At 43.7% G+C, this 15,074-nt stretch carries 13 protein-coding genes and 1 pseudogene; 8 read left to right on the forward strand and 6 right to left on the reverse strand.

Features of this window, described 5'->3' with window-relative positions; genetic code table 11:
• The first annotated feature begins 352 nt into the window (after positions 1–352).
• Entirely contained in the window at positions 353–1,366 is a 1,014-nt protein-coding gene (gene ltaE, locus CXF82_RS11650) for a low-specificity L-threonine aldolase (RefSeq protein ID WP_101090561.1), read from the forward strand.
• Between the two features lie 130 nt (positions 1,367–1,496).
• Here ltaE and CXF82_RS11655 read toward each other — a convergent pair whose 3' ends face one another.
• From CXF82_RS11655 to CXF82_RS11665, 3 genes are all read right to left on the reverse strand, one after another.
• Positions 1,497–2,261, reverse strand: a complete 765-nt coding sequence (locus CXF82_RS11655; RefSeq protein WP_145991686.1) for a hypothetical protein — start codon at positions 2,259–2,261, stop codon at positions 1,497–1,499.
• 126 nt (positions 2,262–2,387) lie between these two features.
• On the reverse strand, positions 2,388–4,022 hold the full coding sequence (locus tag CXF82_RS11660) for an alkaline phosphatase family protein (RefSeq protein ID WP_101090563.1): 1,635 nt from the start codon (positions 4,020–4,022) through the stop codon (positions 2,388–2,390).
• An 84-nt stretch (positions 4,023–4,106) separates the two neighbouring features.
• Positions 4,107–5,612, reverse strand: coding sequence for an alkaline phosphatase (locus tag CXF82_RS11665; protein WP_101090564.1), 1,506 nt, complete (start codon positions 5,610–5,612; stop codon positions 4,107–4,109).
• Between the two features lie 287 nt (positions 5,613–5,899).
• Here CXF82_RS11665 and CXF82_RS11670 point away from each other — a divergent pair, with 287 nt between their 5' ends.
• Positions 5,900–6,268, forward strand: coding sequence for an acyl-CoA thioesterase (locus CXF82_RS11670; protein WP_101090565.1), 369 nt, complete (start codon positions 5,900–5,902; stop codon positions 6,266–6,268).
• 28 nt (positions 6,269–6,296) lie between these two features.
• Here the strand turns inward: CXF82_RS11670 and CXF82_RS11675 are convergent, their stop codons facing one another.
• The gene (locus tag CXF82_RS11675) at positions 6,297–6,506 is read right to left on the reverse strand and encodes a hypothetical protein (protein ID WP_101090566.1); all 210 of its coding nucleotides are present in this window, start codon (positions 6,504–6,506) and stop codon (positions 6,297–6,299) included.
• A gap of 213 nt (positions 6,507–6,719) precedes the next feature.
• On the reverse strand, positions 6,720–7,082 hold the full coding sequence (locus CXF82_RS11680; RefSeq protein WP_101090567.1) for a cytoplasmic protein: 363 nt from the start codon (positions 7,080–7,082) through the stop codon (positions 6,720–6,722).
• A gap of 569 nt (positions 7,083–7,651) precedes the next feature.
• On the opposite strand from CXF82_RS11680, the gene CXF82_RS11685 reads away from it, so the two are divergent.
• The 3 genes from CXF82_RS11685 (at position 7,652) to CXF82_RS11695 (ending at position 13,114) form a co-directional block, all read left to right on the forward strand.
• On the forward strand, positions 7,652–8,812 hold the full coding sequence (locus tag CXF82_RS11685) for an efflux RND transporter periplasmic adaptor subunit (protein WP_102044228.1): 1,161 nt from the start codon (positions 7,652–7,654) through the stop codon (positions 8,810–8,812).
• Positions 8,813–8,821: 9 nt separating this feature from the next.
• Positions 8,822–11,974: an efflux RND transporter permease subunit gene (locus CXF82_RS11690; RefSeq protein WP_102044229.1), complete on the forward strand. Its 3,153-nt coding sequence runs from the start codon at positions 8,822–8,824 to the stop codon at positions 11,972–11,974.
• Between the two features lie 669 nt (positions 11,975–12,643).
• Positions 12,644–13,114, forward strand: a complete 471-nt coding sequence (locus CXF82_RS11695) for a hypothetical protein (RefSeq protein WP_101090570.1) — start codon at positions 12,644–12,646, stop codon at positions 13,112–13,114.
• 141 nt (positions 13,115–13,255) lie between these two features.
• Here CXF82_RS11695 and CXF82_RS11700 read toward each other — a convergent pair whose 3' ends face one another.
• A complete protein-coding gene (locus tag CXF82_RS11700; RefSeq protein ID WP_102044230.1) occupies positions 13,256–13,678 on the reverse strand; it encodes a MarR family winged helix-turn-helix transcriptional regulator in 423 nt (140 codons plus the stop codon).
• A gap of 99 nt (positions 13,679–13,777) precedes the next feature.
• On the opposite strand from CXF82_RS11700, the gene CXF82_RS11705 reads away from it, so the two are divergent.
• The 3 genes and pseudogenes from CXF82_RS11705 to CXF82_RS11715 all read left to right on the forward strand — a co-directional run.
• Entirely contained in the window at positions 13,778–14,224 is a 447-nt protein-coding gene (locus CXF82_RS11705; RefSeq protein ID WP_101090572.1) for a DUF2798 domain-containing protein, read from the forward strand.
• Positions 14,225–14,265: 41 nt separating this feature from the next.
• Complete coding sequence (locus CXF82_RS11710) at positions 14,266–14,703, forward strand: cupin domain-containing protein (protein ID WP_101090573.1); 438 nt, start codon at positions 14,266–14,268, stop codon at positions 14,701–14,703.
• Positions 14,704–14,830: 127 nt separating this feature from the next.
• Positions 14,831–15,074: pseudogene (locus CXF82_RS11715) on the forward strand (transposase); the annotation flags it as partial.

Here is a 15,074-nt window from a genome sequence, read left to right on the forward strand (position 1 = left end):
TGATAAATATTGTTTTTAGCATTACTTAATCTAATGCATTATTTTGGCTTTTGTTTGTCATAGCCCAATCAATTTGGGTTTTTGGTGATGTTTAGGCATAGTTTTAATGATTAAGTAAAATAAACGGTGTCTATTTATGGTGCTTTGGCTGTATTCGCTGCAGGTCTCGTTCATTTGATTTATTGAAGTATCTGTAAACTTGGCGCTGGTAGAAGCTGGGTTGTCACAGTATTATTAGGGGGCTTTAATCATTCTATTCTTTGTAGCCAAGAACAGAACAAAAACTAAGCTCGAAAGAACAACCGTCCCCGAGTAATTGAGTTCAAACACAATATTGATAATGAGGTAAGTGATGATAGATTTTCGCAGTGACACTGTGACGAAGCCAACAGCCGCTATGCGTGCTGCAATTGGCGTTGCTGAAGTCGGAGATGATGTATATGGCGACGATCCAAGCGTTAACTACCTTGAAGATATGGCCGCTGAAATGTTTGGTTTTGATGGCGCTTTATTTACCTCATCAGGCACTCAAGCTAACTTACTAGCCTTGATGGGCCATTGTGAACGCGGAGATGAGTATATTTGTGGCCAGCAAGCGCATAACTATAAGTTTGAAGGCGGTGGTGCTGCTGTTTTAGGCAGCATTCAGCCGCAGCCACTGAACAACCAAGCCGATGGTAGTATTTTATTGTCGGACATTGAAGCTGCGATTAAGCCCGATGATGTCCATTTTGCGCGAACTCGGTTATTGAGTCTGGAAAATACCATTGGTGGCAAAGTGGTACCACAAGGCTATTTGGCCGATGCACAATCTTTAGCATTTGAAAAAGGGCTTAAGATTCATCTTGATGGTGCACGCGTTGCGAATGCTGCCGTGGCTCAAAACCTACCGATGACCGCAATTACGCAGTATTTCGACTCCGTATCTATCTGCTTATCTAAAGGGTTATGTGCGCCAGTGGGCTCAATATTACTGGCTGATGAGCGTTTAATTAAAAAAGCTCGACGCTGGCGTAAAATGCTTGGTGGAGGGATGCGCCAAGCGGGTATATTGGCGGCAGCGGCTCAGTTGGCATTGACTGACCAAGTCGAACGATTGGCTGACGATCATGATAATGCCGCTTATCTGGCGTCGCAATTGTCTACGATTGATTGTTTTGATGTTGATATGTCACTGGTGCAAACCAATATGGTGTTTGCCAAGGTTGTTGGCGAGTTAGATATTCATCAGGTTACCGAGCAACTTAAGCAAAAAGGCATACTGGTTAGCGCGGGTAAAACACTGCGTTTAGTGACTCATGCTGATATATCGCGTGTCGATATTGATTGCTTTATCCGCGAGCTTAAAATAATTTTGAAGCGTTAAGCTGGATTCAAATCATCGTCCTTCATTCATTGATGGATTGAGATGTTTGAGTACTTAAGCCCTACGCTAATGAAACTTAAAAGCCCTTAATGTTAAGGGCTTTTTTGTGACTTAAACCGATTTTCAGCCTCTAGTGCTGATGGCCGCTTTCTCCGTTTTGGATCTGCTTGCCTTGGCTATCATAAAATCCACTGCTACCGTGTTGAATAAAGCCTTGATGGATCATTTTCGCGATGAAAGGGTCTGACTCATTGTCGCCGACATCGGCAAAATCAATATCCCGATAGCCCGACGTCAGTGCGATAAACTCGCTCTTAGGAAGCGCTTTTATCTCTAGCAACTCATATTGAATACTGCCTTTTTTATCGGTCACTCGAAACGATTTTGGCAGTGCGAGTTTATCGAGCCATGTGATTGCTAACAGGTGATTTTGTTGTTGCCCTTGATATTGTTGCTCAGTCATACAGATGTCAGTCGCTTTATTTGAGTTCGATGGCAGCTGTTGCATACTGGCGATCGTCTTTGGGGAGATAAGGTGATTGAGCTGCTTGAAGTCAAAATGGATATTCAGAGAAAGAAGGTCGCCATTCTGATAACTAACTGAGCGACGTTCGGTTGGAAAATAACGCACATATTCCCCGCGAGTATTCCACAGCTCAAAGCTTTGCGCGCTATGCTGATATATGACTTCTTGGTCATTTCTTAGCAAGGTTATCTCTTTAGTGACTCCTTGGTTATTGGAGACTGCATATCGCGCACTGAGGTGTGATGAATCTAGCGATTCGCATTGCACTGCATGGGCCGCTGTACTGCTGATTAAGAGCGCAATTAATGTGCCCGCCATAGTAAGCGCTGAAGTATAAGAGAACGGCTTTGAAGATGTATTGTGCTGCATGATCACTCCTGATAAGGGCTGAATATTGGATACTGATTGTTGATTAAAGTGATTGTTGATATCCATATCTGAAGGCTTGAATAAGCCACTGAAACTATCCAGTGGCTTTTCAATCACCGTTTGTTGTTATGGTTGGGCAGCTTCTGCCTTTTCAACCAAATTGATGGCATGGTTCATGACATGAAAAATGTGGTTTTGCTCAACAGTGCCTTGAATAAGGTGTGAACCTGGACCGCTGGCAAATATAGCAACATCTTCACCTGCATGCGTTTCACTGCCCAGTGGTACGAGGGCTTCTTGATGGAAGCCTGCGCTTTGGGTATCAACATAATTTAGGTCAAAACGACCCGATGCAGCAGCGTAGCCATAGCGCTCGTCGCCACCGGTGGCTAAGTTGGCGTAACCTAGGCCGTTAGCGTAGCCAACAGTGGTATACGGTAAGCCATTTGTATCGGTTGAATTAGTGATAACAGGTTGACCGTCAGTGCCATTACCTTTAACTAAGCCCAAGATTGGGTTACCACGAGTAGGGTAGCCTGCAATGGTAAACACATGGCTATGATCGGCGGTAACAATTAGTAAGGTGTCTTTAGCGGACGTTTTCTCCATCGCAACGCGAACCGCTTCTGACATGGCTATGGTGTCATGTAGCGCGCGTGCTGCATTACCCGCATGGTGAGCATGATCAATGCGTCCGGCTTCAATAATGAGCACAAAACCTTTGTCATTTTTCTTCAAAATATCAATCGATTTTGCGGTCATCTCAGCCAGTGATGGTTCGCCAGTGGCACCCGTCGTTGTGCGGTCATAGTCATATTCCATGTGCGAGGAGTTAAACAGGCCTAACACATGGTCTGTGGTGCTTGGGTCTAACGCTAAGAAGCCATCTCTATCAGCAACATAAGCAGCGTTAGTATATTTATTTAGCCATTCATCGGTTAAGTCGCGGTTATCGAGACGTTTACCTGATTTACCTTCTGGATCTGTCATCGAACTCGGAATAAAGGCACGACGACCGCCGCCCATTACCACGTTAAGTCCGCTGCCAAAATTAAAGTCGATTAACTGTGATGCGATATCTTTACAACCATTGGTGACCGCTTCTGCTGACAAGTCAGCATCGCTTTCCCAGTTACGCTCAGGTGCATGGGCATAGGTTGCCGCTGGCGTTGCATGGGTGATGCGAGCAGTAGAGACCACACCCGTTGATAATCCCGCCATCGCGGCTAGCTCAAGTGAAGTGACCAGGTTTTGGCCTGAAGTTGAAGCGCAGTTACCCCGTGAGACACCTTCCGCTTGTGAAAGCACGCCAACATCGGTTTTGACGCCAGTGATCATCGCAGTCATGGTGCCTGCTGAATCGGGTGTTTGACCGTCGACATTATACGTTTTAGCCAAGCCTAAATAAGGGAGGGTTTCAAAAGAGAGCGAGTTTTCTTCACCCGTTTGTCCTTTTAGCTGACCTTCTAAAATACGCGCTGCCGTGACGGTAGATACTCCCATACCATCACCAACAAACAGAATGATGTTCTTGGCCGCGCCAGCTTGGTTGTTAACGGTTAGCTCCTCGGCTTTGGCGACTCTAGCTTGGCCGTCGATATACCACTGGTTAACAGCGCTCCAGTCTTGGCCATTGTTACCGTTGCCACCATTATTGCCATCAGTGCCATTGTTGCCGTCGGCACCATTATCACCATCGCTGCCACAAGCTGCTAAACCAAGCATTGCTGCAATCGAAAGTACGAGTAATTTCTTGTTCATTTTAAACTCCAATTATTGGGTACTATTGCTGACGTATTTGAATGAGTCAGTAAGAAAAATTATTAATGACCAGTTGCTTAGGTATTAATATTTAGTACCGCCTAGCGTTTGTGCTTGATTGATTATGTGGAAGATTACGTTCTGCTCAATAACACCTTGGACAAGGTCTGAACCTGGACCCGTTGCATGTAGCGTAATATCTTCGCCTGCATGAGTTTCGCTATTCATCGGGACCAATGACTGCTGCATAAAATCTTTGTCTTTGGTATCGACAGAGCTTAAATCGTCACGCACACCCACAACAGCGCCAGGACCATTGGTATAACCGACAGTGGTGTAAGGTTTACCGTCTTTAGCGATGGCGAGATCACCCCCCACATTGTGGACTAATCCTAATATTGGATTGCCGCGCTTTGGGTAACCTGCGATGGTGAATACGTGGCTATGATCGGCAGTGACCATGATGAGTGTTTCGGCTGGATCAGTTGTTGCAACGGCTGCTTTTACCGCATTAGACAATTCAACGGTATCCATCATTGCGCGATAAGCATTACCCGCATGATGGGCATGATCAATACGTCCCGATTCAACGATGAGCAGGTAACCGTTTTCATTTTTGTTGAGTAGCTCAATCGATTTGGTGGTCATTTCAGTCAATGATGGCTCGCCTGCGGTATCATCAGCTCGGTCAGCTTCATATTCCATGTGCGATGAATTAAATAAACCCAGCAGGTGGTCGGTTGTCGTCACATCAATGGCGTCAAAACCCGTTTTATCCCACACGTAAGCTGAATTGCTAAGGTTGTCGGTCCAAGCTTGAGTTAAATCAACACCATCGTCGCGGCGACCGGTTTTATTTTCGCCATCAGTGACATCGTTTGGAATGAAGTTACGACGACCGCCACCAAGTGCCACGCTTAACGCATTGGCTTCATCGCGCATCACCAACTGATAGGCTATATCCTTACATTCGTTGGCAACGGCTTCTGCTGGAAGATTAGAATCTGCTTCCCAATTACGCTCAGGCGATGCCGCGTAGGCTGCTGCTGGCGTGGCGTGGGTGATGCGAGCCGTACTGACGACACCCGTCGATAAGCCTTTTGCATTGGCGAGGTCGACCAAGGTGATGAGTTCATTGCCTTTTGAAGATAGGCAATTAGCACGCAAGCTGTTGTCTGATACTGATAACACACCCGCCTTTGATTTTACGCCGGTGACGATTGCAGTCATGGTGCCAGCAGAATCAGGTGTTTGTTGGTTGGTGTTGTAAGTTTTAACCAGTGCCGTTTTTGGGAAGTGCTCAAAGCTGAGGAGGTTTTCTTCGCCGCCTTTATTATCAACCTGTTGCTGTCCTTCGAAGATGCGGGCTGCTGTTAAGGTCGAAATACCCATGCCATCACCGACAAATAAAATCACATTTTTAGCTTTCTTTGGCGCTGTCTGTTGAGTTTTATCACTCACTAATTGGGCGCTGTCTTTAAACCATTGACTGTCAGTTTGGTTGCTAGGAAGTACCGCTGCATTTGCTGCTATTGTCACGAGACTGCAAGAGGCTATTGCCGCTATCTTTTTGATATTAATCACTATCATCACCGTCAATTTATATTATTTATAGGAGGTTTCTTTGTGGCGATGTGATTGTCGAGTATAAGCATGACGATATGGCGATGATTTTGTTTCAGTTTTGTTGCTTTAACAACTGACTGGCTAGCGCTGCAGGCGATTCACTTCGGTGCAAGTAGGCTCTATTAATGTGCATTTCATGCTGTGAATAGATGTGATAAATCCTTAGTTGTTGAAAAATATGATTAATATTGTTGGCGCGCTTGTTGCTACCTCTTTTGGGGTATTATTAAGTAAAGCTAAGAGGCACTATTATGAAATTTTATAGTCGACGATTTATTAAACCAGAACATCTCAATCCTGCTAATTCACTGTTTGGTGGTCAACTATTAAGTTGGATAGATGAAGAGGCGGCTATCTTTGCTGGTTGCCAAATGAAAAGCCTAAGTCATGTCACCAAGCTCATCTCTGAAGTGAACTTTATGACATCTGCGCGGCAAGGGGATGTGATTGAGTTTGGTTTGTCGTTGCTAAGTTATGGTTCAAGTTCAATAACGGTTTGTTGCCAAGTGCGCAATAAGCTCACTCATGCCCCTATCGTGAGCATAGACAAAATGGTATTTGTTCACGTTAATGAGCAAGGGCAACCGGCACCGCATGGCATGCGAGCCAATGCAGCTTAATACTAACGACAAGCTTGGTTAAATCACTTTAGTTTTTACTGAGGTCATCTTTTACTGAGTTGACAGCGTCACGGGATGCATGGCCGATAGCACGAGTGGTATCCCGCGAGGCATGACCAATGTCGGTGGTGACCTCTTTGGTGGTATCACCGATCTGACGGCCGGCTTCTTTTAGTTCTGCACAGGCACTGATCGTGGTTATTGTGCTAAGGAAAATAACTAAGGTCGATAATCTCACAATAAGATCCAATCATTAATAATGGCAAGCACTATGCCAGCAATTACCCAATGGGTCTAGTGTGTAATGTGGTCAATTACGGCTGCTTTTGATACGAGATAAACAATGGTGAATGAGGAGGGATATCACTGTTTGGCAGTGTCGATGGAATGGGATTTTCTAGTCGTTGAAATTAGCGGCATGTTCTAGTGATTAGAACATGCCTACTGATGGTTACAGTTTGCTTAAGCGCGACTTATAATCATCAATGATATGTTCCATAACCTCTTGTACTGACGTGTCTTTGGTTTTGTTATCCATAAAGACTTTAAAGGTCGCTAGCACATGAATGTCATCTCTCAGACGATCATTTTTAATCGAAAAGTAGGCTTGTTCTGCTTCTGCTTCTCTAACGACGCATCCCTCGTGCTCGAACAATCGAGTGCCTGAGTGGCCATGCCACTTAGTGATTCTGTCGAGTGCTATTTCACATGAACGGTTAATCTCGATATGGTTTAGCCAGCTTGTTGGGTGAGCGGGATCCTTTATCTGTGGGCATCGGACTGTATAGTTATAAACGTGAGAAATTGCTGTCATAAATTACCTACCTGTTCGCTGTAACGGATGCCATATTGGGCACTGTTCTTATTATGCTCAACACATGGTGTTGGCCTGTGCGTACTGTATGTGTCTAAGGTTAACAATTAACTGCTAACTTGGGTTATTCAATCTAATAATAGCTTACGTGTCATGCTGTTATAGAAAACAGCGTAAATGAGCTAAGTCATTTGTACCACTATTGGGCTGCTATTGAAACTAGAACACTTACTAATTTTAAGCCTAGTTAAACTTAGTTGCTCTGAGTATTTTTTACCACGACATGAACTCCAATAAACTTGCTCTAGCTCCCACTTTTGCCTCTCACAACAATTCCATAGGTTACTTTGACTAATAAAGCATCAGTTAATTTAACAAAGCATCAGTTAATTTAATAAAGTGCTTTTGTTGGTCGCTTGATTCGTTTTATTTAGCAATATGAGGTTATCTATGCTGTTTTATGTAAAAACAATGATACTTCAATGTAAAAAGGTTTATGTGCGGTGCAGTATGTGCTTATAATTTCAAGATAAATATAATGCAAATATCTGACACTTCAGGAGGCTTAAATGGCCTGTTCAACAGTTTCAAAACTAAAACTGCTCACCATTGGGTGCATCAGTATTATTGCCAGTGGGTGTGGTGAAGCGCCAGCGCCTCAGGCAGCAGTGTTGCCAAGCGTGATTGTTAGCACCGCAAGCATGCAAGATATTCAATCTAAAAGTGAAATTGTTGGCCGTACAAGAGCATCTGAAGATGTGACGATTAAATCGCAAATTCAGGGACAACTGCTTAAACGCAGCTTTATCGAAGGTGAAGATGTTAATCAGGGGGACTTACTGTTCGAGATTGATCCTGCAACTTATGTGGCAGAGTTAGCTCAGCAAAAAGCCGTACTGAAACAAGCTATCGCCTCAAGAGATGTCGCAATAATGAACTGGGAACGTGGTCGTCGCTTACTGCCCGATGGCATGATCAGTGCGCAGGATATGGATGAGTTGACCTCTCGTAAGCTGACAACTGCCGCTGGCGTTGTGCAAGCCGAAGCGGCCGTTAGTGGCGCTGAGTTACAGCTAAGCTATACCAAAGTGTACGCGCCAATCTCTGGGCGGATAAGTAACGCTAAAGTGAGTACCGGTGACATCATTAGTCCGCAATCTGAAATGGCAAACTTAGTACAGTTACAGCCAATGTGGGTTAACTTTCAAGTTGCTGAACGTGCGTTAATTACCGCTCAACAAAGCTTTTCTAAGGCGTTATCTCGCGATATAAAGATCCAAGATATTGTGATTAATCTGCGGTTGCCCAATGCAACCATGCATAAAGAATCTGGTTATATCGATTTTGTGAGTAACAAGGTTGATCCCGCCACTGGCACCTTACCTATCCGTGCCACTTTTAAAAATGCCGATAACTTTATGTTACCTGGCATGTTCGTCACTTTGATTATCGAATCGCCCATTACAGAACAAGCGTTATTAATCCCGCAAGCGTCAGTGCAAGAAGATCAACAAGGCCGTTTTGTGATGGTGCTTAATGATAAGAATCTAGTTGAGAAGCGTATTGTCGAGCTCGGTGAACGTTTCGGCATTCAATGGCGCGTGTTAAGTGGCTTAGATGGTGGCGATCGTATCGTTGTTGATGGACTACAAAAAATTCGACCAGGCATTGAAGTTAATGCGGTTGAGCAAGAGATTATTCCTTTCCAAGAAGCTAACCAAACAAAGTAGGGGATAACTATGATTAGTGAATTCTTCATCAATAGGCCTAAATTTGCCTTTGTGATCTCTACCGTACTGACGTTGGTGGGGCTTATCTCTATTCCTATCTTGTCAGTGTCAGAGTTTCCTGAGATCGCACCGCCACAAGTGAGTGTGTCGACCAGTTATTCGGGTGCCAGTGCCAATGTTGTAAAAGACACCATTGCCCAGCCTTTAGAAGCTGAAATTAACGGCGTGGAAGGCATGCTGTATATGGAGTCAAAGAGCGCCAACGACGGTAGCTATTCACTCAATGTAACCTTTGAGGTCGGTACCGACCCTGACATGGCGCAGGTAAAGGTACAAAACCGGGTACAGCAAGCCATGCCAAGATTGCCTGAAGAGGTGAAAAGGCAAGGGGTGAAAGTCGAGAAACAAAGCCCCAATATCTTGATGGTAGTGAACCTAGTTTCCCCTAACGAAACGTTTGATTCGCTGTTTATTACTAACTATGCAGGCCTCAATGTAAAAGATGCCTTAGCGCGTCAGAACGGCGTGTCGAAAGTGCAGATTATTGGCGCGCTCGATTATGCGATGCGCATATGGCTTGATCCCGATAAAATGGCTAGCTTTTCAATTACCGCCACCGACGTTATTGCAGCGCTGCAAGAGCAAAATATTCAAGTGGCAGCGGGTCGAATTGGTGCTGCACCAGTCGATCCAGATCAGCAGTTTCAATATACGCTGCAAACCAAAGGACGACTAAAAAATACCACCGAATTTGCTAATGTTGTGGTTCGAGCTAATGAAGATGGCTCAAAAATCACCGTAGGTGATGTGGCTCGAGTTGAACTAGGGTCACAAACTTATGATGCTCAAGGCAAGCTTAACAATAAACCATCAGCGATTATCTCTATTTACCAGTCACCTGATGCTAACGCATTAGAAGTGGCGGCGGGCATTAGGGATCAGATGGATACTTTGTCGGCTAACTTCCCAAGAGATTTAGAGTACGAGGTGTTATATGACACCTCAGACTTCGTCGAAAGCTCGATTAATGAGGTGGTGCAAACACTGTTTATTTCGGTAGCCTTGGTTATCTTTGTGGTGTTTATTTTCTTACAAGATGTGCGCTCAACATTGATCCCAGCGATTGCGATCCCAGTGTCTTTGATTGGTACTTTTGCCTTTTTGCTAATATCTGGCATGAGCATTAATACGGTATCGCTATTCGCGCTTATCTTAGCCATTGGTATTGTGGTTGATGATGCCATTGTGGTGGTCGAGAACGTGACCCGCTTGATGCAGGATGAGGGCTTGTCACCTAAAGAGGCCACCTCTAAAGCGATGAAAGAGGTGACAGGGCCGATTATAGCGACCACGTTAGTGCTATTAGCGGTATTTGCACCCACGGCCGTGATGCCCGGGATCACCGGGCAGATGTACGCACAGTTCTCTGTGACTATCTGTATTGCAGTGCTTATCTCGTCAGTTAATGCATTGACCCTAAGTCCTGCATTATGCGCCTCGGTATTACGTTCTCCAAAGGAGCATACCACTGGGTTCCACGCCAAATTTAATAAATACTTCAATATCTTCACCGGTAAATACACCAAACTAGTCCATGTGCTAACCCGTAAATTGGTGTTGGTGTTGGTAGTCTTTATCGGGCTATTGGCGGCGACCGGCGGTTTAGCGACAATCTTGCCATCAGGCTTTGTGCCAATGGAAGATAAGAAAGCCTTTATGGTCGATATTCAACTCCCTGATGGCGCGTCACTTAACCGTACTGAAGACGTCATGCGTGATTTAGTTGAGTTAACGCTGGCAGAGCCAGGTGTTGAAAATGTGATCCATGCCAGTGGCTTTAGTATCTTGTCGGGCTCAGTGGCATCAAACGGCGGTTTGATGATTGTCACTCTGTCTACTTGGTCTGAACGTGAATCTGCCGATATGGCAGAACACGCGATTGTGGCAAAGCTGCAAGCCAAATATGCGGCGAATCCATCCGTTAAGGCGATGGCTTTCTCACTGCCGCCCATTCCGGGCGTCGGCAGTGTCGGTGGTTTTGAGTTTGTATTGCAAGACACCCAAGGCCGCAGTCCGCAGGAGCTGGCATCGGTGATGCGTGCGCTTATTATGAAAGCGAACGAGCAGCCAGAAATTGCGATGTCATTTAGTAATTTCCGCGCCGATGTGCCGCAAATGTTTGTCGATGTAGACCGTGATAAGGCCAAAGCATTAGGCATACCGCTGAATGAGATCTTTACCACCATGCAGACGATGCTGGGATCAATGTACGTCAATGACTTTAACCGTTTCGGTAAGGTCTTTAGGGTCATACTACAAGCGGAGGGTGAATACCGAAATTCCGATATGGATATTGCGCGCTTTTATGTGCGTTCTTCTTCCGGTGAAATGGTGCCACTGAGTACCTTGGTGACGGTGACGCCGATATTGGGGCCCGACGTGATGAACTCATACAACATGTTTAGTTCTACCACGATTAACGGTTTCCCAGCACCTGGTTATAGTTCCGGTGATGCTATTCGCGCCATGGAACGCGCCGCGGCGCAGAGCTTACCAACAGGTTATAGCTATGAGTGGACAGGGCAAACTTACCAAGAGATTAAGGCGGGTAACTTAGCGCCATTAATCTTTGCTTTGGCGTTGGTATTTACCTATCTATTTTTGGTGGCTCAGTATGAGAGTTGGACCATTCCATTTGCGGTGATGCTCGCGGTGCCGATTGCCATATTGGGGGCGTTCCTCAATATTTGGCTGGTGGGCGCTGAACTTAACTTGTATGCCCAAATTGGCTTAGTGTTGTTGATAGGCTTAGCGTGTAAGAACGCCATCTTGATTGTCGAATTTGCCAAGCAGTTAAGAGAAGAGGGCAAGAGTATATTGGATGCTGGCGAAACGGCGGCTAGACTGCGTTTTCGCGCGGTATTAATGACAGCCTTTTCGTTCTTACTCGGAGTGCTTCCGTTAGTTGTTGCCACTGGCGCTGGCGCGGGAAGTCGTCGAGCACTGGGTTACTCGGTGTTCGGTGGTATGGTCGCGGCGACGATAGTCGGTACACTGCTTGTGCCAGTTTTTTACGTGATGATGCAAACCATGCGTGAAAAGTTTAAAGGTACAGCAGAGCCTAAAGCGGAAGAGCTTAACAGCGAAGAGGTCAAGAGTTAAGCGCTTAAGTTTGAATGCTTAAGATTATTAAGGCCTGCATTGTTGCAGGCCTTTTTGTTTACTAAGCGTGGGGTGAACGAGAGTTCTGTGTTGGCTAAAGGTGAGCTGATTGGGGGACTCATTTGTGTCCCAAAACGTTTTAGTTATCTATTAGTTTCATCAAGCTACGCTTGAACAAAGTCGTGGCGACAAGGAATTGAGCTCTAAATTGCAGCTTCATTGTTATCAATCGCCTACATCGGGTGCTGGACAGGATGTCCGAATGTCGTGAACAGGTGGGTCTGTAGGAACGACCGTATGTGCAGACACTGCAGTGACACGCTATAAATACATCCTTGTAAGCTCGGCCATGACGTCCATGTCATGGACGGTCACGGCCGTATCTACAACTGACAGTTGGTGTAGATACGACCTATAACGGTTTGATTGCTAACTTGTATAAATTCAGTAAGATGTAAGTGTGCGTTCATGAAAAGTTTAGATAACCGGAAAGCAAAGTGTGCGACTCACTTTGTCCTGAGGTGTATTGGATACAATCTTAAGCGTAAATGTTTAATTATTTGTTATTAGTGATTTTTTCAGGCTTTTACCTGTGCACGCTTTCTCAACATGGCTTGGCAAAACGCGCAAGCCGTATATTAAAATGTTATGCAAATGGAGTATTGCAATATGCACACGTGTAAATCTTGTATAAAAGAAATAGAAACTGGAGCTACAAAATGCCCTTACTGTCAGGCATATCAGGTTTGGTATAAAAACCCTCAAAACTATAGCTTTATTTTTATGCTGCCTTTATTTATTTTCATTTTTTGGAATACTGGCTCATTTAATAAAAAAGACTTTTTAGATTATGAAAGCAAATTTACATTTACCAAAGAAAAAATTATCGATGTAGGTGGTTCTAAAGCAAAACTAATAACGTTTAATGTTACCAATAACACTGAGTATAAATGGAATCATATTAGTTATGAGGTAATAAGCAAGAAAAACGGAGAGTTGTTAGCTTCAACATCAGACAGTATCTATAGCTGGGTAATCCAGCCTAATTCAGAGTCATTATTAACTGTAAAGGCGCCTTTTATAGCTAATGCAAATGAATGGCAATTAAAGATAAAAGATTTGAAGTCTGACCGTTACTAAAATTTGCCTAACAAGAAATTAAACAAGGACAAAAAACAGTTGATTTTTGCTCCTTCGTTGCTTATTTTAACCAACTATTTTTTGCCTGTTAATTAGGTGTTAACAATGACTGGCTGGTATAAGCCCTTGTATCTTGTATAGTTATCTTTTCAGGTTCTTAGTCATCGCTAATGCTATGGCATTAAATTGATCAACTTGGTTCTCTGTTATTGAATCCAGCATGACTTTCATGATACCACTTTCAATATGTAGTAATTGCTTCAAAACTTCTTGCCCAAATTCAGACAATTCAATCAATTTGCTTCTGCTATCTGATGGATTAGACACTTTATAAATTAAATCCTTCTTTAACATATCTCTAACGAGTCTAGCTACTTGCCCTTTATCCCTATCTAGCTGTTCTGAGATATATGCAGCGGTACAACTATCAATACGATTAATACAATGAAGCGACTGGATTTCCATCGGGGCAATATCAATGCCTACTTCACGTATTTCCTTGTTTACACAAGATTTGAAGGTATAGGTAAGCGCTAAAAAAGAATCTGGGATTTTAATAGTCAAAATTGGCCTCTAAGAATAAGTTGACAGTGTCAACTATAACAGTTAGAGTTCAATTTGTACATGGTTGACAGTGTCAACTATAATTGAGAAGCGATAAATATGAAGAATATGGCAAAAAAAATCCTAGTGACTGTGTCTTTAGTTTTGACGCTAATCGGCAGTCTTACCTTTGTGATGACTTATAAAAATATTGGCTTTGGCGAACAGTTCCTTTATCAATGGATAGCGTCGACATTAATAGTAGCCATAACGATGGCTCCAATAGGGTTTATGATGGTTGCTGTTATCAGTAAAATAGTTGTTCTTGTTTTGCCCAGGGCTTCAGAATCGAAACGTAATGTTATTATTGGTGTCGCTATGGCATTAGTAATGGAAAGTATTATGGCATTAGTAACTACCCTAAATAACATTGAATTTACGACGTTATCAGAACTCATGAATGTTTGGTGGAGTGCGCTAATTATTGCTCTGCCATTAGGGCTACTGATCTCTTTGATGATGACAACACTCGTTAAACCTAAGCTTGAGCGATATCTGGCTAGTTAACATTTTTACACTGAACAAGACGAAATTAGGTGGAGGTCAAAATGAGATACAAACATGTTAAAGCTGGCAAAGCTGAAAGATACTATCTTGATCAAGGTGAAATGACTTCAATTCTTGCCTCTGGTGCTGACACCGATGATCGTGTTTCTATCTTTGATAGCAAACTTCCCAAAGGCAATGAAGCTCCTTGGCATTACCATGAAATTGATGATGAGATATTTTATCTGATTTCAGGGGAAATTGAATTTGGTGTAGAAAATGAGGAGTTTGTTGCAAGTGCAGGTGATCTTGTTATTGCAGGGCCTAATGTAAAAAGGCGTTTTAGGGCAATCACAGATAGCCATTTACTCGTTATAAATGCACCGTCAGGACCTTCTGAGGGTTTTATTCGGGATATTTCAACATTCAGCCAAGATAACCAGCCAACAGATTCAGACAGGCAAGCGTTTATCGATAAGTATAGAATTCATATAGTCTAGCTATTAAAGCTCCATAAAAGCTAATTAATAAGGGTAACAAACAGTAAAATACATAGACACCCATAGTTAATAGCAATAAGAACGACCTCCAACTAAGCTTTGCAAGAGCATTTAACAAGGAGGTTGTATGCCCCGTCCAAGACGAACGCTAATTAGTATCGAAGGCACGCCTTACTATCATTGCTGTAGCCGTTTAGTACGGCGTGCCTTTTTGTGTGGTGATGATAAATACACGGGTAAAAACTATGACCACCGCCGAGGTTGGGTTGAAACGCAAATATTGAAGCTTACCGAGGTGTTTGCTATTGATGTGGCGGCTTATGCAGTGATGAGTAATCATTTGCATGTTGTGCTTTATATTGACCTAGAAA

This window comes from Shewanella sp. GutDb-MelDb, from assembly GCF_002836075.1.
GTDB lineage: Bacteria > Pseudomonadota > Gammaproteobacteria > Enterobacterales > Shewanellaceae > Shewanella.